The organism is Roseococcus sp. SYP-B2431 (assembly GCF_004336745.1).
In the GTDB taxonomy this organism is placed as follows: domain Bacteria; phylum Pseudomonadota; class Alphaproteobacteria; order Acetobacterales; family Acetobacteraceae; genus Roseococcus.
In genome coordinates, this window is record NZ_SJXD01000003.1 from 1 (window position 1) to 19,275 (window position 19,275).

Below are 19,275 nucleotides of genomic sequence, written 5' to 3' on the forward strand. Positions count from 1 at the left end.
TTTCACGTCGCCTCCAGGCCGGCCGGCGCCGCCGCTTTGCAGGCGAAAGCGTCATCAGCCCATGCGGGTTGCATCAGGAACGGCGCGGCTTCGCAACCGTACTCGGCTCGACTAGGCTTGCATGCTCTCCTCGACAAGCCGGACCTTCTCCTGAGCAGTGTAGCGCAGAGGGCGACGGTGCCGCCGATGATTTTGAATGCGAACGTCGGGTTGGACATAGGCGTCCACCTAGGCCCTCGGTTGCGCAACCCGACCGGTCGAAATGGCTGCAGCTCTATGCGAGCGGACGGAGGAGGTGTGACCGGATGCGAACGACCTCTCGCAGGTTTTCGCTCGGCCCTCCCGGACTACGTTCAAACCGTGGACACTCCCTCGCGTCTATCATGGAGATCGGCTTCTCCTATTGGCACCAGACGCGAACCTGCTCAAATTGTACTGCGTACAACGGCCGGAAGGGAGAGGAGTTCACCGGTGTACGACCTGGCCAATACGGCAGAGCCTATACTCCTCCGCTTTGATCGACCCTGTCCCATTCTCCGGAATGGAATATCGACCAGCCACTATGGCGTCAATAAGTTCTCAGAAGGAACGAATAATGTATTATCTGCGGCGCTCGGTATGGTATGATTTGGAATATTCATTCTGTCAGACTGACACGTTTTAATAGTCTCGTAATCGGAGCGCATGGTGTGTGCAGTGTTTGTAGCACCGACTGGCTAGTTTCAAAGATTGCGGCCACCCCCTATACCTTTTCGAGTAGATCAATCGCTGATAAGGCTCGGCAGTATGAGAGTAGGTCCCAGGATTTTGGGGCCGTCTACTTTGCTGCTCTCAGGAAGTATCCCTCATTCCGTGCGAACCAGCGAGGACCAGAAACAACGGTCACGATGGATTACGTGGGTGGGGAGCATGTCGCGCAAACGCTGCGCACCCATGCGGGTGCTTTGATCCACGTTGGCCAGGGACTATCCCGTAGGACACCAGGCGGTAGCCACGTCTTGTCAATCTACCGTCGGGCTAGAAGATATTTTATGTTTGATCCTAATTTTGGATCCTATACCTGCTCATATGAACGTGGAGTGGCGCATTGGTTTAATAACATCGTGAACCAAGCGAGACCGGCGGTAGGCGCTCAGCCTGCCAAAGGAAAATATAGCGACTGGGCTCCACGATCTGACGTCTTATCTTACCCTATTTAGTACGAGATCAACCCGCCGGCTGATTGGTGAGATATCGCCAGCAAGGAAGCGCACTCCAACATGTCCAGCACCTTCCGAGCAAACTCTCCCTATCTGGCACGGTAGGGGTTTTCTCGGGATAAGTTGGAAACAGAGCGGTGACAGGAGTTTGCTTCACCGATTGGGAAGCACCTGATCCGCGCGCCCTCAGCCGTAGCACTTGGAAGCCGCCCGCTCCACCAGGTCATTGGCGTCCCCGATCTCGGGTTCACGGAGGGCCCGAAATATGCCGGGACACGTGTAATCGCGGACTGGCCATGCCAGGATGTCGCGTGCAGTCCAGGCGAGGGCATCGACATGGGCAATCCGGTTCCGGAGTGGACATCGGCGACCGGCGAGCCCCTGAGCCACGCCATCGGCCGCCTCGGCGAGCGCGAGGCGGCTTTCTTCCTGGGCCAGGAAGGCTGGGTCGTGCTCTACGGCCCGGGCGGCAGCCAGCGGTTCCCGCGCAGCGGCACCCAGCGCGTGCACCAACCCACTACCAAGGGCCTGGACCTGATCGCCTTTAACCCGAAGGACGGATCGGTCCTGATCCTGGACAACAAGGCCGGCGGCGGCGCGCATGTTGTTAACGACGTCAGCGCCTTCACCAGCGATCTCGCCAAGAAGCTAAAGAACCGCATCACCAAGCTGGAACGCGGGCGCGCGCACCTGCCACCTTGGGCGCTGAAGGACATGGACCGGGGCATCGCCGCGTTGAAGGAGGCGGAGCAGGCCCTGGCTGGCAAAGGTAAGTGGCCTTCCAAGGTCCGGCTCGCGATCTCGAACGCCGCCGGCAACGCCACCGGGCTGTCCAAGGAACTGGCGAAACAGTTGGCGGACAAGGGCATCCACTTCATCGACGTCAATGCGGCGAAGAAATTGGCCACGCCCTCCAAGGTGCGGCGCGGCATCCTACGCGCCACAGCGCACCGACTGCGTCAGAAGACCGCTGGGCAGGAACTGAAGGCGTTGGAGAAGCTGGCGGGCCGCCGCGTTGCCGGCGCGGCCGGTCGCGCCGGCGTCGAGGCGCTGGAGAAGGCCGCGGCCAAGGCCACCGGCAAGGCGTTGCTGCGGGCCGGCGCCAAGGCGGCGGCACGCCGCACTATGTCGCTGCTGCCGGTGGTAGGCTGGGGTTTTTCCGCCAAGGACGCGGTGGCGGGGGTGGAGGACATCCTGCGTGGCCACACCGCGCGCGGCTTGGCCGGCATCGGTATGGCAGTGGCCGACGTCGGATCGGATCTGGTGCATGTCGGCAATGCCGTGTCCGGCGTCGGCGGCACAGCGCTGAGCCTGGGCCTGCAGGGCGCCCTGGTCGCAGGCCAGCTCGGCATCGAGATGGACCGCATGAAGGATAAGATGGAGGAGCTGCAGAAGGAGATTCGTGACAAGGGCCGAATTCCAGACGATCGCCACCTGCGCGACGAGTTCGGGCTCGACGAGGAGGCCATCGCCGACCTGAAGAAGAGCATCGCCGAGCAGGACAGCTCGCCGCCGACGCCAGACGACCTGCCGCCGCCGCCAGACTGGGGCCAGGAATGGGACATGGAATGGCCGGAGCCACCGCCGCCGCCGCCACATCACGCGCCGGGGAAGCCCGTGCCGCCGCCCGCGGCTCCGACGGGCCCCAATGCGCCGTTCTGGAACCAGCCGATCGCTTGAACCGAAGTGGCGCTGTCCTCGTCACCTGCCGGGGCGACGCATCCGGGTCTGACCATGCGCCCCTCTGGCTCCGGGCGCGCCCTCCTGCTGCCTTTGAGCCCGCTTAGATGCGCTCCGGAAGCCGCCGCTACATCCTTCGCTGCGGGAGCGTGCGCATACGGCTTGCCTCCTTTGGCCGCTGGCGTGAGCCGGGAGCCGCACAGGCGCGATCGCTAAGGCGCAAGGGCCGAGCAGGTTGCTGCGGCTGGCCGCGCTGGCAACCGTAGTGCCGCCCGGGAATTCCTTGAGGCAGCGCCAGGGGACAACTCGTCTGAAAATAGCTACCTACAACATCAACAACGTGGTGCGGCGGCTGCCAAATCTCTTGTCGTGGCTTGCGGAAAGCCAGCCGGACGTTGTGTGCTTGCAGGAGCTAAAGGCGGCTCAGGCCGCGTTTCCGGTGAGTGCCATCAATGACGCGGGCTATCACGCTGCCTGGCAGGGGCAGCCGACCTGGAATGGGGTCGCGATCCTCGCGCGCGGGACGGAGCCGATTGTCACACGTCGAGCGTTGCCTGGTGACCCGGACGACTCACAGGCGCGCTACATCGAGGCCGCCGTGCGCGGCGTGTTGGTGGGATGCATCTACGCGCCCAATGGCAATCCTCACCCTGGGCCCAAGTTTGACTACAAGCTCGAGTGGATGGCCCGGTTAGCGGCCCATGCCGGGACGCTCATAGTTGCTCAAGCCCCAGTCGTGCTGGCGGGGGATTTCAACGTGGTGCCCACCGATGCCGACATTTATGCCGTCCGATCTTGGGCCCGTGACGCGCTCCTACAGCCAGCGCCGCGTAAATTTTATCATGAGCTCCTTGCTCAAGGCTGGACCGATGCTCTCCGGGAAATGTATCCGCGGAATGCGCCGTACACCTTCTGGGACTATAAGCGGGAGGCTTGGTCGCGCGATGCCGGCCTTCGTATCGATCACCTGCTGGTGAGCCCGGTCCTGCGCGCCCGCCTTGCGAATGGTGGCGTGGATCGAGGGGTCCGCGGTCAGGACGGCGCGAGCGACCACGCCCCGGCCTGGATAACCCTGCGAGAGAAGGCAGCCGTCCCGAAAAACTCAAAGAGCCGGCGGCGTGCTGGCTAACCGTTCTTAGGCCGGAACGGGCCAGCACAAGCACGACGCTCACCTGTCGGGTAGAGCCTGATTGCCTCGCCCCCAGCCCGTCAGCGCCTTCGAGGCGGCGCGTCTTGTGAGTTCCGCGGCGTCCCCGATGTGCCAGTGGTCGGCACGGTCAAGCGACCGCAGCTCGTCCCAGGTGATCGGAACGGCAACCGGAGCGCCCGGACGAGCCCGAACGGCGAAGGGCATGACGGCAGTCGCGCCCCGCTGGTTCCGCAGGTAGTCCACGAAGATGCGCCCCTTCCGGCGTGCCTTGGATAGTTCGGCCGTGAAGCGCTTGGGCTGCGCCAGCGCCGCAGCGCGCGCGAAGCGGTGGGCAAAGTCCTTCACCTGCGGCCACTCGGCCTGTGGCGTCAGCGGCGCGATGACATGCACGCCCTTGCCGCCGGTCACCATGGGGAAGGTCTCCAGGCCCAGCTCGCGAAGCAGATCCCGGAACTCCACCGCGGCGTCACGCACGGCCTGAAAGCCTAGTCCCTCATCGGGATCGAGATCGAACACCAGACGATCCGCCTTCTCGACATCCTCGATGCGCGAGCCCCAGCCGTGAAACTCGATTGTGCCGTTCTGCACACAAGTCAGGAGCCCGTCCGGGCTCTCGATGAACATGTAGCTCTCGCTGGTGCCGTTCTTCTCGCGGATGGCGACCTGCTTGACGGTGTCGCCGAAGGCGCCTGCGTCGTGCTTCTGGAAAAAGCACTTCTTCGCGCGCCCCTGCGGACACCGGATGAGCGTCAACGGCCGCTCGGCGCACCAGGGGAGCATCACGTCGGCGATCTGGCGGTAGTAAGCCGCCAGCTGTCCCTTGGTGATCCCCGCTTCCGGGAAGAGCACGCGATCGGGATTGCTGATGGCGATGGCCGGCGTTGCGGAGGTGGCAGCCGCAAGCGGCTTGGGCTTCTCCGCAACCACCGCTTCGGGCTTCTTGTCCTCGCGCAGGCCGATGTAGCTGGCGTGCCGCAGCTCGCCGTCGTCGGTCATCTCCGCATAGGCAACCTCGGCAACCAGCTCGGGCTGCAACCAGTGAGCGGCCTTCACCTTGGCGGTGGGCGCCTGCACCGTTGGCCCTTTGACCTCCAGCGGCTTCATGATCTTGAGGACGCGCGTCATCTCGCGCGCATTCCAGCCCGTACCCACCTTGCCCGCGTAGCGGAGCACGCCGCCCTCGTTCACAGCCAGGATCAACGACCGGAACTCGCGGGCCTTGTCGGACTCGGTCCAGCCCGCGACCACGAACTCCTGTCTCTGGAGGCACTTCGTCTTCAGCCAGGCTCCCCCGCGGGTGGCCACATAGCGCGCGTCGGCCAGCTTCGAGATGACGCCCTCGAGGCCGAGCCCGCAGAACTTTGTCAGCAATTCTTCGCCGCGGCCGACGATGTGTTGGGAATACCGGACGATGCCGGTGCTGGCGGGGTTCACGATCGCTTCCAGGCGGCGCTTGCGCTCAATCTGCGGCAGGCCGGTCATATCCTCGCCGTCCAGCTCTAGGAGGTCGAACGCAAAGAAGGTGAGGTTCGCCTTGCCGCCCTTGAGCGTCTGCTGCAGGGCCTGGAAGTCGGAGCGTCCCTGCGCATCCAGCACCACCGCCTCGCCATCAATTAGCGCGGAGCTGACCTTCAGATCCTGTGCCGCGGCGACGATCGGCGCGAACTTCTCCGACCAGTCCAGGCCGGATCGGGTGTAGGCGCGGGCCTGTCCCATCGTTATCGCCAGCTGGACGCGGTATCCATCGAACTTCATTTCGTGGATCCAGCGGTCGCCGGCGGGCACGTGATCCACCAGCGTCGCCAGCTGCGGCGGCCGGAAGACCGGCAGCGGCAGCACCTCTCTTAGCTTGGGCGAGGCTTTCGCGAGGCGCCGCGGCGCTGGGGCATAAACACCGGGTTTTCGCGCGAGCATGGGCATTGTCTGCGGTCCGATTACTGCTCTGGAAGCGACTCGAACGGCGCAGTTTTTCCGAAGTTTCCCGCGGGTTTGGCGCGTCCAATGGGCGGTGGGCGCCTTGCTCTAACCTAAGCTCAGAGAAGAGCGCGCCATGTCACTGCTCTCCCGCAGAATCCTCCATTCCGTTCCGGAGAAGAATGGCCAGGGTCGGACGGTGGAAGAAGACGGAAGTCGTCGCCCAGCACGCCACGCAACTGACCAGTGAGGCTGGCGCCGAGGCACGAGGGCGCGCCGCTCGTCCGGAAGGGGGGCTTGGCCAGGCCGTGCTGCACAGCGCCAATGGCCGGATCCGCGAGGAGCGGACCTATGGAAATGATCCCCGAAGTTCCCCCGGACCGGACCCTCTTGCTCCGGGCGTCTCCTGTGAGGCGCAAGTACGAGCTGGAGGAGCGGTCCGGCGCGGCGCATCCTTAAGGGGTCAGGCAGGAATTAGCTGCCTGGCAACTGCGGCCCGAGAGCCGCCCGGCCCCTCACCGGGCGGCGGCCTGGCTCCGACGGGACAGGGCGGAGGGTCGTCATCGTCATCCGTGCCGCCCTGACCATTCCGCCGGACAGCTTGGTGTCGGACCGCCCGCTCGAGCCCATCGAGCATCTTCAGCGCCTCGACGATCTCACGAGTTTGAACCTGAAAGCCACTATTGAGCTGACGTAGCCAAGGGCGGTCCTGTACCGCGTTCGCATCCGACACCCAGGATGCGAGGATCTCGCGCTTTTCGGCCAGCGTCAGTCCTGCGTCCTCCACGACGTCGTCGGGGTGTGCATAGGCGGGATGGGCGAGCATTGCGGAAAGCGCATCTGGCAACCGCCCGGCCTCGTGTTGGCTTCGCATTTTCCTTCTCCATGGGTCGATGCCCCCGGCCTGCCGGAAGGCACCTGCTGGCGAGTCAGGCGGCCTGGGCGGCCGTCTGGGTCCCGAGTGAGGCGACGACTTCCCCGGAATGCTCGGCTCCGGGGCTTGTACCGATCGCGATTCGGCGCGGCTGTAGCGCCTCGGGGATCTCGCGCACCAGGTCGATGGTCAGCATGCCGTTGACGAGATTCGCCCGCGTCACCTTCAGGTGGTCGGCAAGGTTGAAGCTCTGCCGGAAGCTTCGGAAGGCGAGCCCCTGGTGAAGCATGCCGCTCCGCTGGCCGTTCTCCGCTTCCTTCTTTCCCGTGACGACGAGTACGCCGCCCTGCTGCGTCAGCTCCAGGTCTTCCGGCAAGAAGCCGGCGACCGCCATGCTGATGCGATATGCGTTGTCATCCAGCCTCTCGATATCGTACGGAGGCCATTCGGAGCGAACGCTGTTCTCGAGCCGCTCGAAGAGCCGATCGAAACCGACGGTCGAACGGTACAGCGGAGCGAAATCTAAGGCTCTCATATCCATATCCTCCTTGAGCAACATGGGTACGAACGCCGGCGCAACCGGCGCCTCGTCGAGCTCTCTGAGCCTCGACGGCGATAAAGGTATTTTTCAGCCGAGGCCGTTCAAGATGCCCTTAGATCCAGCTTAAACGCATAACGCCATGCAGCAGATGCAAGCACTGGCGCTGCTGATCTAGTTGGCAGGGCTGCGCTCGTTAGATCCCCTTCACCACAGCTCAAGAAGCTACCCTCGGCCGAGTGAGCGGCAGCCCAGCACATCTGCGGCGGGAGGCCGCAGCAGTGCGGCGGGGTCTCCGGCGACCTCGCCCAGCCAGACGCCGACGTCCGCCTTCTCCAGCACCAGCGGCATTCGATCGTGGAAGGGCGCGATCATCTCGTTCGCCGCCACGGTGACAATGCAGTAGGAGCGCGTCACCCTGCCGTTCGGCCAGCGAAAGCCCTCCCACAACGCGGCAAGGCCCAGGGGCTCCCCGTCCCGGCGCGCGACGGCATAGCGGCGCGGACCGCGGGCGCCCTGCGTGTTGCGCAGGTAGAACTCGGTCGCGGGGACGATCGCGCGCCGCGCTCGGAATGCACCGGTAAACACTGGATGGGTCGCGATTGTCTCTGCCCGGGCGTGGGTCGGCCGGGGCGCGGAACGCGGATCCAGGGTGTCGTGCGGCAGCAGCCCCCAGATCAGTTTGTCCATGCGGCGTTCACCGGTTTCAGGGTGGCGCCGGATCACCAGTCCCAGGGAGCCAGGCCGGCCATCGCCGAGGTCGAAGTCATTTTCTGCCACCGCGGGCAACATCGGCTGATCCTTTTCCCAACGAGCACCGACGGTGCTCCGGTCAGTTATCCCCAGCTTCCACAGTCCGTCCTGACTCGACGCGGGCTCAACAGACGGAATAGAACATAATAAGAACATCAGCGGACGTGCCATGCAAGACGATACAGCCCAGCCCGCCCCCGCCGATCCGGTGCAGCTCGTCCGCGCTTCGCCCAAGGAGATTGCCGACGCGCTGGCCTATGCCCTCAGCCATGACGAGCGCGGCAAGCCGAGGCGCTCCTCCGCCGGCTGGGACTTCGCGACCGGCATCGCCGCGGATCACTTGGCCGCCCATCTGGATCGGGCTGGCTTCGTGGTCATGCGGCGCCCGCCGGGTCTGCCGCACAGCACCTAGTTGATGTCCTACGCGGAGGTCGGCGCCCGGTCCAACTTCTCCCTCCTGGACGGTGCATCGCATCCCGAGGAGATGGCCGCCCGGGCCCATGCCCTCGGCCATGTGGGCATCGGCATCTGCGACACCAACACCCTCGCCGGCGTCGTGCGGGGGCACGTCGCGGCAAAAGGGTTGAGCCTGCGCTTCATCGTGGGTTCGCGGTTAATCCTGTCCGGTGGGCAGGAGTATCTGGTCTGGCCCACCAGCCGCCTCGGTTATGGACGGCTCGCGCGGCTGCTCTCCATCGGCAAGATGTGCGCTCACAAGGGCGAGTTCGATGTCGGCCGGGCCGAGCTGCTGGAGCACGCCCAGGATTGGGCCATCGCCATGGTCCCACGGGGCGAGACGGACGCGGCCCTGGTCCACCGCCTCAAGGCGGATGCCGCCGACTTCCATGGCCGCCTGGCGCTGCCGCTGATGGTGGCCGGCGCCAGTCCTCGCCTCGGCGCCGACCGGCATCGCCTGGAGGTTCTGGTGGGCCTGGCCAGCGCAGCCGGGGCGCGGCTCCTCGCCACCAATGATGTCCGCTTTCACGACCCGGGGCGGCGCCGCCTGGCCGACCTCCTTTCCGCCGTTCGCCACGGCACCACAGTGTCTAACCTCGGCTTCAGGGCCGAGCCAAACAGCGAGCGGCACCTGAAGTCCCCACGGGAGATGGCCCGGCTGTTCGAGGGCCATCCGGACGCGTTGGCCGCCTCGCTCGACGTGCTGGAGGCAGGCTCTGGCTTCTCGCTGGACGAGCTCCGGCACGAATACCCCGACGAGATCCTGGATCCGGGCCTGACCCCTCAGCAGACCCTGGAGCGACGCGTGGCGGTCGCGGTGGCGGAGCGCTGGCCCGAGGGTGCGCCACATGGAATTCCCGCCCGCCTGCAGCACGAACTCCGGCTGATCGGCCAGCTGGAATACGCGCCCTACTTCCTCACGGTCGACGAGGTGGTGCGCTTCGCGCGGCGGCGGGGCATCCTCTGCCAGGGGCGAGGCTCCGCCGCGAACTCCGCCATCTGCTACGTGCTCGGCATCACCGCGGTGGATCCCAGCAAGCACGACCTGCTCTTCGAGCGCTTCGTCTCTGCCTCCCGCGCCGAGCCGCCCGACATCGACGTCGACTTCGAGCACGAGCGGCGCGAGGAGGTCATCCAGCACATCTATGAGACCTACGGCCGCGACCGCGCCGCCATCGTCGCCACCGTCATCCGCTACCGGTCGAAATCCGCCATCCGCGAGGTGGGTAAGGCGCTCGGGCTGACGGAGAACACGACCAAACGCCTGGCCGGCGCGATGGAGAGCATGGAGGACCAGGGCTTCGGCGAGGCGCTGCAGGCCGCGGGCCTGGACGCCTCCGACCACCTCCTGAGACTGGCGGTCGAGCTGTACGACGAGATCCAGAACTTCCCGCGGCATCTCGCCACCCACACCGGCGGCTTCGTGATCACCCGCGGCCCGCTGATCGAAACCGCCGTCGTGGGAAATGCCGCCATGGCCGGCCGGACCGTCATGGAGTGGGACAAGGACGACATCGATGCGCTCGGCCTGTTGAAGGTCGATATCCTGGCCCTGGGGATGCTCTCCTGCCTGCGGCGCGGCTTCGAGCTGCTCCAGCGGCATCACCGGCTCGCGCACGACCTCGCCAGCATCCCGCGGGAATGCCCGGACGTGTACGCGATGCTGCGCCGGGCCGACACGCTGGGCGTCTTCCAGATCGAGAGCCGGGCGCAGATGAACATGCTTCCCCGCCTGCGACCGACGAACTTCTACGACATCGTCGTGCAGATCGCGATCATCCGTCCGGGGCCCATCCAGGGTGACATGGTGCATCCCTATCTGCGCCGGCGCTGGGGATTGGAGGAGCCCGTCTACCCCGCGCCGCACCCGGACTTCGGGCCCGCCGACGAGCTCGAGCGGGTGCTGAAAAAGACGCTGGGGGTGCCGCTCTTCCAGGAGCAGGCCATGCGCATCGCCATCGTGGCGGCGAAGTTCACGCCCGATGAGGCCGACCAGCTCCGGCGTGCCATGGCGACCTTCAAGTTCACCCAAGGTGTCGGCCAATACCGGGAGAAGCTGGTCGGCGGCATGACCCGGCGCGGTTACCCGCTCGAGCTCGCCGAACGGGTCTTCAAGCAGATCGAGGGCTTCGGAAGCTACGGCTTCCCGGAAAGCCACGCCGCCAGCTTTGCGCACCTGGCCTATGCCTCGTCCTGGCTGAAATGCCACCATCCGGCGGTCTTTGCCTGCGCGCTGCTGAACAGCCAACCGATGGGTTTCTACGCGCCGGCGCAGATCGTGCGGGATGCGCGCGACCACGGCGTGCTGGTTGACCCGATCGACGTGAACCACAGTGATTGGGACTGCTCCCTGCAGCATGCGCCGGCCAGCACGGAACGGCTCGCCTTACGCCTTGGCCTGCGGCTGGTGGCGCATCTGGCCACGGAGGACGGTAAGGCGATCGCCAAGGCCCGGCGCAGCGGCAATGGCGCCCCCTTCGCGTCGGTGGAGGAGGTTGCACGGCGCTCCGGCGTCGGCCGGCCCGCCCTGGAGGCGCTGGCGGCAGCGGACGCCTTCTGCAGCATGGGCAGCGCGCGCCGCGAGGCGAGCTGGGACGCCACGGCGATCGAGAGCCGCGGCGCCGATCCGGGCCCGCTCTTCACCACGGCGGCGGGCGATGCTCCGCTGCTGCCCGAGCCCGCGCCGGCGCTCCCGCCGGAGCATGAGGGCGAGGCGGTCATCATCGACTACCAGGCGGCCGGAATGACCCTGCGCCAGCATCCCCTGAAGCTCCTGCGCCCGATCCTGGGCCGCCTGGGGATGGCCGACACCCGGCGCATGGAGCGGATCCGCGACGGCGGCAAGGTCCGGCTGCCCGGCCTGGTGCTGATGCGCCAGCGGCCCGGCACGGCCAAGGGGATCGTGTTTATCACGGTGGAGGACGAGCACGGCCAGGCCAACATCGTGGTCTTCAAAGATGTCGGTGAGCGCGATCGGACTGCGATGCGGGCTGCCCGCCTTCTTGTCGTGGAAGGTGTCGTGGAACGCCAGACGGAACATGCGGAGGTGCCGATCACGCATGTCATCGCGCGGCGTTTGATAGATCGGTCCGACCTGCTGGACAGCCTTTGGACGGCCGGGGAGGATACCGAGGAGGCTAGCGCGGGGGCGGAGCGTCCGCGGCCGAGCTTAGGCAGCAGCCGCGATTTTCGCTGAGGAGGCCTAATGTGCAATCTCTACACGGTCCGGCAGAACCCGGCAGCGATCGCCGCCTTCTTCGGCGTGACCGCGCCGAGGGCGTCGTTCAACACGCCGGAGGAAAGCTACCCGGGCGGACCCGGCCTGGTGGTGCGAGAGGCCGACCGTCAGCGCATGTTGCAGTCCATGGTCTGGGGCTTTCCGCTCCGGCTGAAGACGATGAAGCCCGGCTCCAAGCCGAAGCCGGTGAACAACATCGCGGACGTGACGAAGAATATGTGGGTCGGCTTAGCCCGGAAGCCCGAATGGCGGTGCCTGATTCCGGTCACCGAATTCGCCGAGGCCGAAGGCATGAAGGGCTCGAAGACCCGGACCTGGTTCAGCGTGAAGGACCAGCCGCTCTTCGCCTGGGCGGGGCTATGGCGGGACAGCGCGGAATGGGGACCGGTCTATTCGGGCGTGATGACGGACTGCAACGAGGCGATCCGTCCAGTGCACGACCGCATGCCCGTGCTGCTGATGCCGGATGAGTGGGAGCGATGGATGCATGGCTCATTCGAGGATGTCGTCGGGTTCCAGAACCGGTGCTTCCCGGATCATTTGATCGAGATGCGCCGCACCGCGGACCCCTGGCTGAAGCAGATGAAGCCGCCGTCGACGGGGCAGTCGGGCACGCTGTTATAGGTCCATGGCACGAGCATCTTCACCCCGCCAAGAGGCGGGTAGAAGGGTGTAATGATGATTCTGGTAAGAGATGCGCCACCGCATCGGCAGCGTAGCGCGTCTGATCAACGCACTTGAGCCTGCTCAAATGCCTGCCAGACGCTCTTGGCCGCCTCCATCTCCTCGGCATCGGCGTTTAGCTCGCCCTCAAGGTATTCCCGAAGCTCCTCCCACGAGCTTGCGCCCGCAACACGGCCGTCGGCCTGGGCCCTCTGTACAAAGTCCGCCTCTGGTGAATCCTCAAACCTGCAGGTCTCCACGTACTCTTGGAACGATAACATCCTGTGAACTCCATCATCACACGATGGACAACGCGAGGAGAGTTCCCACGGCTGCAAGCAGCCTGCAGCCTCCTGTCAGGGCCCCGACTGTCGACACCGCCAGTTTCAACCCCTCGCTTGCTATTGCGGAAAGTTCGAGCGAATGCTCACCCACGCGCACCACTTCGCGCGGCCTCGCTGAGCGGGGCTCGGGCTCGTAGCACCCGGCTCATCGGGTGCCGAGCGGAGCCCGACCAAGACGAAGCTTTCCGACACCCAGTCCCTGATCCTCAGCCAGGCGAGCCGGCACGAGATGCTGCTCGCGGACGCACCCAGCAGCCTGCCGGCTGCGGCGCGTCAGGCGGTCATGCGCAGCATGCTCAAGAATATGCTGCTGGAGGAGGTGCCGGCGCCGGCCGAGCACGGTGACCTTGCCTGGCGGCTGGACGAAGGCGGCGTTCCCATCGTCCTGCGGGCCACCGCTGGCGGCCTGCGCGCCATCGGCATCGAGCCTGGGGCGCCCGGCGAGATCGGTTGCGAGCCGCGCGAGCTGACCCAGGGGGAGGAAGCCGAGGAACTGGCCTTGCAGCAGGAGGCGCTCGCGGCCGAGAACGCGGCCGAGGAGGCGCTGGAGACTGCGGAGGCTCCGCGGACCCGTCACGGACTGCGTGAGGCAGCGTCGGCGGCCGTGGCGGCCTGGGAGGCGCAGGATGGTCTGGAGGCTGCGCTGGGGGCCCTGAAGGCTGCCCTGGGCCGCACGCATGCCCGGGCGGATGGCGGCCCGCGCAGAGCGCGCGCTGGCACGAAGCAGGAGGCGGTGCTGACGCTGCTGCGGCGGGGGGAGGGCGCGACCATCGCCCAGGTGATGGAAGCGACCGCCTGGCAGCAGCACACGATCAGAGGGTTCTTTGCTGGCCTGAAGAAGAAGGGCCACACGGTCGAGGTGCTGGAGCGAGTCAAGCAGGTCGGTTCGGGCAAGCAGGGCGCGAAGGGCAGCTACAGCATCTACCGCGTCACCAGCCCGGCGGTGATCGGCTGATGCGCGGGACAGGGACGCGCTACGTGGTCGGGCTCTACCGGGTCTCGACCGCGGAGCAGGGTCAGAGCGGGCTGGGTCTGGAGGCCCAGCAGGCGAGTGTGCGGGCCTTCGTCGAGAGCCAGGGCTGGACGCTCGTGTCGGAGCATTCGGATATTGCCAGTGGCAAGGACGACCGGCGCCCCGGGTTCCAGGCAGCGATCCTCAAGTGCCGGCAGTTAGGCGCGGTGCTGGTCGCGGCCCGTCTCGACCGCATCACCCGTCGTGCCCACACTCTGTCGCAGCTGCTGGAAGACGGCGTGTCGATCCGGGCGGCGGACATGCCGGGTGCGGATGATCTGATGATGCGGATCTACGCGGCCATGGCACAGAAGGAGCGCGAGTTGATCAGTGCACGGACCAAGGCGGCGCTGGCTGCTGCGAAGGCTCGAGGAACCGCCCTGGGTGGGGACAGGGGGTACCGGCCTAAGCACGGTCCTGACGCGGCTGCCGCGGCCCAGGCACGGCGGCTGGAGGCGGAGCAAATTGCGCATCGGCTGGCTCTGGAGATTGAGGCCCTGCGTGATCAGGGGGTCGTCTCCCACGCTGCTTTGGCTCGAGCTCTAACCGAGCGAAGTGTGCCCACCCCGAGAACGTCCGGCATCTGGACACATACGACGGTGGCCAGGGTCATAGACCGCCTCCGCTGACGATCAATGTTCATGCCCAGGGGGTGGTGAGGTCAGGCCTGCGGATCGATCGCGTCAGCCACGGCATTCTTCTTTTCCGACGGCAGCAACTTCATTACCAGAATGAAGGACGCCAGCACTAAGCAGATCATGTTGGTAATAATGATCGGCCATTGCCCCAGCACCGCACCGTAGCTCAGCCAGAGCGCGAAGCCCGTGACGGTCAGCGCATACATTCCAGCCGAGATGCTCGACGTGTCGCGGGTCTTGATGATCTTCCAGGCCTGCGGCGTGAAGCTGGTAATAGAAGCTGCCGTGGCGGCGGCGCCGAGCAAGGTCTGGATGTCGAAGTTCATGGTTTGCTTTACCGCCGCAGCATGGCGCCATCGACCACCTTTGTTAGTCGTCGAGCCCCCCGCAACTTCCGCTCCGCTCGTGCAGTCGTCGCATAGGCGGGGGTAGCGTTCTGCGCTGGCGCAAGCCAAGATTGTGCGCACGCCGGCCGTCAGCGGCATGCGGGTTAGATCGAAAAAGGCGCACCGGCCTGTCTGGGCACGACCGCATGTATGAGCACGAGAGCGGCGGCGCCAGGTCATCAGGCTTGGCGAGCAGCACATAGGATCGTCATGGCGAAGGCCCGCAAGCTGAAGGTCTTCCAGGCGCACTTCGGCTTCTTTGACACCATCGTGGCAGCGCCGAGTCAGGCCGCGGCGCTGCAGGCCTGGGGTGTCCATCGGAACGTCTTTGCCGACGGGCATGCCAAGCTCACGACCGATGAGGCAGCCGTGGCGGCGGCGACCGCCCACCCGGAGACCGTTCTGAAACGACCGGTCGGCTCCGATGGGCCTTTCGAGGTAGAGCCGACGCTGCTTCCTGAGGTACCTGACGTGCCGTCGAAGAAGGCGACGCGGAAGGCAGCGAAACCAGCAGCGAAGAAGGCGACGAGGAACGCTGCGAGACCATCAGCGAAAAAGGCGCCGCTTCCGCCGCCACCTGACCGGTCATTCCTGAGCGAAGCCGAGGCTGCACTGCATGCTGTCGATGAGCGGCGGAGGGCCGAGGAGGCTGCGTTCGGTGAACGCCAAGCCGCCCTCGACGCGGAGAAGGTTGCCGCCCAGGTGAGATACGTCGAGGCGCGTCGAGCCGCGACGGCGCAGGTAGCAAAGACGCTGGCGGCCTACCGCAAGTCAGGCGCTCGAGACTAAGACCAGCTGGATGGACTCCACACGCAATCGCAGCAGCTGGAGGATGGCGTCTCGATTTGTGCTGCGGACATGCCCGGCGCGGACGATCTGATGGTGCGGATCTACGCGGCGATGGCACAGAAGGAGCGCGAGCTGATTAGCGCACGAACCAAAGCCGCGCTGGCGGCGGCAAAGGCGCGTGGGACGGTGCTAGGGGGGGGACCGGGGATACCGGCCAAGGCAAGGCCCTGACACGGCTGCTGCGACCCGGGCGCGGCGGCTGGCGGCCGAGCGGGCCGCGCATCGGTTGGCCCTGGAGGTGGAGGTTTTACGTGGGCAGGGCGTCGTTTCTCACGCGGCGCTGGCGCGAGCGCTGACGGATCGCGGCGTACCTACGTCGAAAGCATCTACGGTCTGGACGCATACGACGATCGCGCGGGTGCTGGCTCGCAGCGCGGCAACCTAGATCTGCGCCGGAGGCGAGCCTCAAGCGCCGTCGGCGGATGGTACTTCGATCCGATAAAACCTCATCGCATTCCGCGAAAATAGCTTTTCCTGATCGTCACGAGGCAAGTCCACAACCGAACGCTTGAAGTTAGTGTAGAGGAAGTCCCAGCTTCCTTTGAGGGTATCGGGCGGAACATTCGAGGCGAACATGCACCGATCAACCCCAAAGATGCTGATCGCTTCACGGATGATCGGTGCGTTGTCCGCAAACGTCCAAGGTTTTCCGGTAACGAGGAGTCCTGAGAGCTTGCAGTAGACGTTCGGCAGCGCGGCGAGTGCCTTCATGCCGAGGCGCCATGTGGCAATTGCCGCCTCATCCCGGTCCCACAAGCAGCCGGTGTGATTGAGCACGATGGGCAGGCGCGGATAGATCGCGGCCACCTCGGCCGCTTCCTCAAGGTGCCACCAAGGCACGCGCAAATCCCATGAAAGCCGGTATTTCTCCAACAATCCTAGTCCCCGCAGCCAGCGGTCGTCTTGCATCGTGCGAGGCTGACCTCGCACGCTCTCGCGCGGCCCGGCCGAGGTCACAGGCTTCGAGCGGATTCCACGTACAAGCGCGAAGCGGCTCTGTTGCCCGATTATTTCTTCGGCGTCGGGCGTGTCGAGCCAAGCGTGCGCGACGAGGACGTTCGGCATGCCGTGACGGGCGTTGAGCTCAGTCAGCCAGCGCGTCTCGTCGAGGTCGTGCTCTCGCGCGCATTCCGCCTCGACATGCACTGTCGCGATCACATCGTGCAGCGACGTGTCCCGCCGGTACTCATCGGGCAGGTAACTGCGGCAGAAGGCGGAATGGTCGCCGTGACGCGAGACATAGGGCGGTTCCAGCCACGGATAGCGGATCGCGCCATGGAGATCCCACAGATGATGATGCGCATCCACAATCCGCAGATCGTCTTTCACCGTCGTCCCCCCGCATTGGCAACGACTATCCGCCGACCTATCGTCCTCGGCAAGGCGCGAGACGCCATTCGGGGAGAAGGTCATGCGGCGACGGAGTCTGGCTGCGGCAGTGATGGTGGGCATCGTCCCACGCCCTGGAACAGCCCAGGATGCGTCCTATCCCGATCGCCCGATCCGGCTGGTCGTGCCCTTCCCGGCGGGAGGCGCCACGGATGTCGTGGTGCGCCTTCTGGGTGAGCGGATGTCTCAATCTCTGGGGCAGACGATCATCGTCGAGAACCGGACGGGCGCCGCCGGCACTGTCGGGGCCGCCGCCGTCGCAAGAAGCCGGTCGGACGGGTATACGATCCTGGCGGGCTCGCTCGGTAGCAACCTCATCGCGCCTCTGCTGATGCGAGAGCCACCGTTCAATCCTCTAACTGACTTCGAGTTCATCTCCACGATCGGGACGACCCCCACCGCGCTGCTGGTGCGTGCGGACGGCCCGATCAATAGCGTCGATGATCTGCTGGCGATCCTGCGGCGTGAGCCTGGTCGGCAATCCTATAGCTCGGCCGGGATCGGAAGCCCGATGCATTTGTCCGGGGTTCTCCTCGGCATCGCCTCCCGCACCGAGGCGGTGCATGTACCCTACCGGGGAGAGGCGCCTGCGGTTACCGACATGATCGCCGGCCAGGTGCTGTTCTGCTTCTCGCCCTCCTCATCGGCCGTGGGCTATGTCCGCGGCGGGCGGGTGCGCGCCCTAGCTGTCGCATCGCGGCAGCGCGTGGAGGGATTGCCGGGCGTTCCCACGATGGCGGAGGCCGGCCTCCCGGAGGTCGAGGCCTACACGTGGCAAGGCCTGTTCGCACCGCGCGGAACGCCGCGCGCTGTAGTAGAGCGCCTCAATCGTGCGCTCCGGGCCGCCGCAGATGATCCAGCCGTTCGTGCGCGGGCCAGCGAGATCGGGGTTCCCGTCGCGGGGTCTACGCCAGAGGAATTCAGGGCGGAGATGGAGGCAGATCTCCGCAAATGGTCGGGCGTCATACAGACAGCCGGCATCGAGAAGCAGTAGCCATAGCCCGGTAGAGGATTGGATCCGCCGTCGGTAGGTGAGCAAACCCTGAGCCGGCTTGACCAAGGAAGTCGCCGCGGCGACCTGGATAGCAGGTGCGGAACCGTCGGCTGATTGATCGAACAGCGAGGACAGGATTGGGCATGGAGTTCTTCGGACAGCCGGACGCGGGCGCTGCGCGCCCGTTCAGCCGGGCGGTGAAGGCTGGTGGCTTAATATGGATCTCAGGCCATTCAGCACCGCATGACCCGGAACGCGGGATCTATCGTGGCGCCACGCCGGCCGAGGAGGTTCGCAATTCAATTGCGTTCATCGCCACCATCCTGAGCGAGGCCGGCAGCAGCCTGGATCGCGTGGTGCAGGTAACCATGCTGATTAGCGATCGTGCCGACTATTGTGCCTGCAACGCCGAGTACGTGAAGCATTTTCCGGGCGGTCTGCCGGCGCGCCACACTGCGTTGTTCGGCGTGCCCACAGAGGCACGGGTGGGCTTTGCCTGCACGGCGTTGGCCGATTAGCCACCGGCAACGGGGTCCATCTTGAGTGCCGAGTGGGCCGTGGAGTCGCGGGTGGCCCTGTTCACAACCGATCAACGGTCGTTGGTCGGTGTTGAACAGATGCGATGGGAGCGGCGGCTATGGCTTGGGCTTTGGAGCGAAGCGCTCCGTCCATTCCTCCGCGGTCATCTCGGGCGGCATGTCGATGGCGAAACTGGTGCGGCGCCTCGGACTGCGCGCCCTAGGATCGTCGTCATCCCGATCCTGCTCGAGACGGATGATCCGCATCAGCTCCTCATCGGTCATCTCCTCCGGTGGGTAGCCGCCGCTGATGACCGCGCCGGGCGTGAAGCCATGCTCGACCTGCTGCTTCTCGCGCCACCCGGCCCGTGCCTTCATCCAGAAGATCGCCGCGGCGACGTTCTTGCCCTCCGTCGCCATCCGGAACAGCGACTGCGCGACCTTGCTCGTCGCCTCGATCGAGCCCTTGTCGATCTCGTTGCGGAAGTGCTTGCGCAGTGTCTTGGCATCGATATCGAAGAAGGTCGCGATGTCCTCCTGCGGGATGCCATAGCCCGACATCGCCCGCACAGTGCGCCGCTGCTCCTCGGTCGGACGGTAGGGAAGACCCTGGGTCATGCCGGCTCTCCCGCGCTCGTCGCGGGCTCCTCGGCGCGCCGGGCGGCGGTGGCCGCGTAGCT

At 65.7% G+C, this 19,275-nt stretch carries 19 protein-coding genes; 11 read left to right on the plus strand and 8 right to left on the minus strand.

Annotated features, from left to right (window positions below; all coding sequences use genetic code 11):
• The first annotated feature begins 1,535 nt into the window (after positions 1 to 1,535).
• Together EJV46_RS00920 and xth are read left to right on the plus strand one after the other, a co-directional pair.
• Positions 1,536 to 2,879 carry a hypothetical protein gene (locus EJV46_RS00920; protein ID WP_131546717.1) on the plus strand — a complete coding sequence of 448 codons (1,344 nt, stop codon included), beginning with the start codon at positions 1,536 to 1,538 and terminating at the stop codon, positions 2,877 to 2,879.
• Between the two features lie 283 nt (positions 2,880 to 3,162).
• A complete protein-coding gene (gene xth / locus EJV46_RS00925; protein WP_240782346.1) occupies positions 3,163 to 4,008 on the plus strand; it encodes an exodeoxyribonuclease III in 846 nt (281 codons plus the stop codon).
• Positions 4,009 to 4,047: 39 nt separating this feature from the next.
• On the opposite strand, the gene ligD is transcribed toward xth, so the two are convergent.
• The 4 genes from ligD to EJV46_RS00945 all read right to left on the minus strand — a co-directional run bounded on the left by ligD (position 4,048) and on the right by EJV46_RS00945 (position 8,279).
• Positions 4,048 to 5,949 carry a DNA ligase D gene (gene ligD, locus EJV46_RS00930; RefSeq protein ID WP_131546718.1) on the minus strand — a complete coding sequence of 634 codons (1,902 nt, stop codon included), beginning with the start codon at positions 5,947 to 5,949 and terminating at the stop codon, positions 4,048 to 4,050.
• A gap of 457 nt (positions 5,950 to 6,406) precedes the next feature.
• Positions 6,407 to 6,817: a hypothetical protein gene (locus EJV46_RS22605; RefSeq protein ID WP_165585258.1), complete on the minus strand. Its 411-nt coding sequence runs from the start codon at positions 6,815 to 6,817 to the stop codon at positions 6,407 to 6,409.
• A 55-nt stretch (positions 6,818 to 6,872) separates the two neighbouring features.
• On the minus strand, positions 6,873 to 7,352 hold the full coding sequence (locus EJV46_RS00940) for an Hsp20 family protein (RefSeq protein ID WP_131546733.1): 480 nt from the start codon (positions 7,350 to 7,352) through the stop codon (positions 6,873 to 6,875).
• A 228-nt stretch (positions 7,353 to 7,580) separates the two neighbouring features.
• Positions 7,581 to 8,279, minus strand: a complete 699-nt coding sequence (locus EJV46_RS00945; protein WP_131546719.1) for an SOS response-associated peptidase — start codon at positions 8,277 to 8,279, stop codon at positions 7,581 to 7,583.
• Between EJV46_RS00945 and EJV46_RS00950 the strand changes: the two genes are divergently transcribed.
• The 3 genes from EJV46_RS00950 to EJV46_RS00960 are packed head-to-tail and all read left to right on the plus strand — an operon-like array spanning position 8,278 to position 12,426.
• The gene (locus tag EJV46_RS00950; RefSeq protein ID WP_131546720.1) at positions 8,278 to 8,520 is read left to right on the plus strand and encodes a hypothetical protein; all 243 of its coding nucleotides are present in this window, start codon (positions 8,278 to 8,280) and stop codon (positions 8,518 to 8,520) included. The two genes, EJV46_RS00945 and EJV46_RS00950, sit on opposite strands and share 2 nt — an antisense overlap.
• A gap of 3 nt (positions 8,521 to 8,523) precedes the next feature.
• On the plus strand, positions 8,524 to 11,760 hold the full coding sequence (locus EJV46_RS00955; protein ID WP_131546734.1) for an error-prone DNA polymerase: 3,237 nt from the start codon (positions 8,524 to 8,526) through the stop codon (positions 11,758 to 11,760).
• A 9-nt stretch (positions 11,761 to 11,769) separates the two neighbouring features.
• Positions 11,770 to 12,426 carry an SOS response-associated peptidase gene (locus tag EJV46_RS00960; protein WP_131546721.1) on the plus strand — a complete coding sequence of 219 codons (657 nt, stop codon included), beginning with the start codon at positions 11,770 to 11,772 and terminating at the stop codon, positions 12,424 to 12,426.
• Positions 12,427 to 12,530: 104 nt separating this feature from the next.
• Here EJV46_RS00960 and EJV46_RS22985 read toward each other — a convergent pair whose 3' ends face one another.
• Positions 12,531 to 12,746 (minus strand): hypothetical protein, encoded by a 216-nt coding sequence (locus EJV46_RS22985; protein WP_131546722.1) that lies wholly within the window; start codon positions 12,744 to 12,746, stop codon positions 12,531 to 12,533.
• Between the two features lie 292 nt (positions 12,747 to 13,038).
• Here EJV46_RS22985 and EJV46_RS00970 point away from each other — a divergent pair, with 292 nt between their 5' ends.
• Both EJV46_RS00970 and EJV46_RS00975 read left to right on the plus strand, forming a co-directional pair.
• The gene (locus tag EJV46_RS00970; RefSeq protein WP_131546723.1) at positions 13,039 to 13,764 is read left to right on the plus strand and encodes a DUF3489 domain-containing protein; all 726 of its coding nucleotides are present in this window, start codon (positions 13,039 to 13,041) and stop codon (positions 13,762 to 13,764) included.
• 23 nt (positions 13,765 to 13,787) lie between these two features.
• Complete coding sequence (locus EJV46_RS00975; protein WP_240782347.1) at positions 13,788 to 14,450, plus strand: recombinase family protein; 663 nt, start codon at positions 13,788 to 13,790, stop codon at positions 14,448 to 14,450.
• Between the two features lie 32 nt (positions 14,451 to 14,482).
• Here the strand turns inward: EJV46_RS00975 and EJV46_RS00980 are convergent, their stop codons facing one another.
• Positions 14,483 to 14,785 (minus strand): SemiSWEET family sugar transporter, encoded by a 303-nt coding sequence (locus EJV46_RS00980; RefSeq protein WP_131546725.1) that lies wholly within the window; start codon positions 14,783 to 14,785, stop codon positions 14,483 to 14,485.
• 270 nt (positions 14,786 to 15,055) lie between these two features.
• On the opposite strand from EJV46_RS00980, the gene EJV46_RS00985 reads away from it, so the two are divergent.
• Both EJV46_RS00985 and EJV46_RS00990 read left to right on the plus strand, forming a co-directional pair.
• Entirely contained in the window at positions 15,056 to 15,634 is a 579-nt protein-coding gene (locus EJV46_RS00985) for a hypothetical protein (protein WP_131546726.1), read from the plus strand.
• A gap of 69 nt (positions 15,635 to 15,703) precedes the next feature.
• Positions 15,704 to 15,865, plus strand: coding sequence for a recombinase family protein (locus EJV46_RS00990; RefSeq protein ID WP_131546727.1), 162 nt, complete (start codon positions 15,704 to 15,706; stop codon positions 15,863 to 15,865).
• 234 nt (positions 15,866 to 16,099) lie between these two features.
• On the opposite strand, the gene EJV46_RS00995 is transcribed toward EJV46_RS00990, so the two are convergent.
• Positions 16,100 to 17,146 carry an amidohydrolase gene (locus EJV46_RS00995; protein WP_206020669.1) on the minus strand — a complete coding sequence of 349 codons (1,047 nt, stop codon included), beginning with the start codon at positions 17,144 to 17,146 and terminating at the stop codon, positions 16,100 to 16,102.
• Between EJV46_RS00995 and EJV46_RS01000 the strand changes: the two genes are divergently transcribed.
• Both EJV46_RS01000 and EJV46_RS01005 read left to right on the plus strand, forming a co-directional pair.
• A complete protein-coding gene (locus EJV46_RS01000) occupies positions 17,136 to 18,077 on the plus strand; it encodes a tripartite tricarboxylate transporter substrate binding protein (protein WP_165585259.1) in 942 nt (313 codons plus the stop codon). The genes EJV46_RS00995 and EJV46_RS01000 overlap by 11 nt on opposite strands.
• A 143-nt stretch (positions 18,078 to 18,220) precedes the next feature.
• The gene (locus tag EJV46_RS01005; RefSeq protein WP_131546730.1) at positions 18,221 to 18,595 is read left to right on the plus strand and encodes a RidA family protein; all 375 of its coding nucleotides are present in this window, start codon (positions 18,221 to 18,223) and stop codon (positions 18,593 to 18,595) included.
• Between the two features lie 117 nt (positions 18,596 to 18,712).
• On the opposite strand, the gene EJV46_RS01010 is transcribed toward EJV46_RS01005, so the two are convergent.
• Entirely contained in the window at positions 18,713 to 19,213 is a 501-nt protein-coding gene (locus EJV46_RS01010; RefSeq protein ID WP_131546731.1) for a hypothetical protein, read from the minus strand.
• Between the last annotated feature and the right edge of the window lie 62 nt (positions 19,214 to 19,275).

Excerpts from the sequence above, each read along its gene's own strand:
- EJV46_RS00920 (WP_131546717.1), top strand. The coding sequence starts at position 1,536 with ATGGGCAATCCGGTTCCGGAGTGGACATCGGCGACCGGCGAGCCCCTG.
- ligD (WP_131546718.1), bottom strand. The coding sequence starts at position 5,949 with ATGCCCATGCTCGCGCGAAAACCCGGTGTTTATGCCCCAGCGCCGCGG.
- EJV46_RS22605 (WP_165585258.1), bottom strand. The coding sequence starts at position 6,817 with ATGCGAAGCCAACACGAGGCCGGGCGGTTGCCAGATGCGCTTTCCGCA.
- EJV46_RS00940 (WP_131546733.1), bottom strand. The coding sequence starts at position 7,352 with ATGAGAGCCTTAGATTTCGCTCCGCTGTACCGTTCGACCGTCGGTTTC.
- EJV46_RS00950 (WP_131546720.1), top strand. The coding sequence starts at position 8,278 with ATGCAAGACGATACAGCCCAGCCCGCCCCCGCCGATCCGGTGCAGCTC.
- EJV46_RS00945 (WP_131546719.1), bottom strand. The coding sequence starts at position 8,279 with ATGGCACGTCCGCTGATGTTCTTATTATGTTCTATTCCGTCTGTTGAG.
- EJV46_RS00955 (WP_131546734.1), top strand. The coding sequence starts at position 8,524 with ATGTCCTACGCGGAGGTCGGCGCCCGGTCCAACTTCTCCCTCCTGGAC.
- EJV46_RS00960 (WP_131546721.1), top strand. The coding sequence starts at position 11,770 with ATGTGCAATCTCTACACGGTCCGGCAGAACCCGGCAGCGATCGCCGCC.
- EJV46_RS22985 (WP_131546722.1), bottom strand. The coding sequence starts at position 12,746 with ATGTTATCGTTCCAAGAGTACGTGGAGACCTGCAGGTTTGAGGATTCA.
- EJV46_RS00970 (WP_131546723.1), top strand. The coding sequence starts at position 13,039 with ATGCTGCTCGCGGACGCACCCAGCAGCCTGCCGGCTGCGGCGCGTCAG.
- EJV46_RS00980 (WP_131546725.1), bottom strand. The coding sequence starts at position 14,785 with ATGAACTTCGACATCCAGACCTTGCTCGGCGCCGCCGCCACGGCAGCT.
- EJV46_RS00985 (WP_131546726.1), top strand. The coding sequence starts at position 15,056 with ATGGCGAAGGCCCGCAAGCTGAAGGTCTTCCAGGCGCACTTCGGCTTC.
- EJV46_RS00990 (WP_131546727.1), top strand. The coding sequence starts at position 15,704 with ATGCCCGGCGCGGACGATCTGATGGTGCGGATCTACGCGGCGATGGCA.
- EJV46_RS01000 (WP_165585259.1), top strand. The coding sequence starts at position 17,136 with ATGGTGGGCATCGTCCCACGCCCTGGAACAGCCCAGGATGCGTCCTAT.
- EJV46_RS00995 (WP_206020669.1), bottom strand. The coding sequence starts at position 17,146 with ATGCCCACCATCACTGCCGCAGCCAGACTCCGTCGCCGCATGACCTTC.
- EJV46_RS01005 (WP_131546730.1), top strand. The coding sequence starts at position 18,221 with ATGGAGTTCTTCGGACAGCCGGACGCGGGCGCTGCGCGCCCGTTCAGC.
- EJV46_RS01010 (WP_131546731.1), bottom strand. The coding sequence starts at position 19,213 with ATGACCCAGGGTCTTCCCTACCGTCCGACCGAGGAGCAGCGGCGCACT.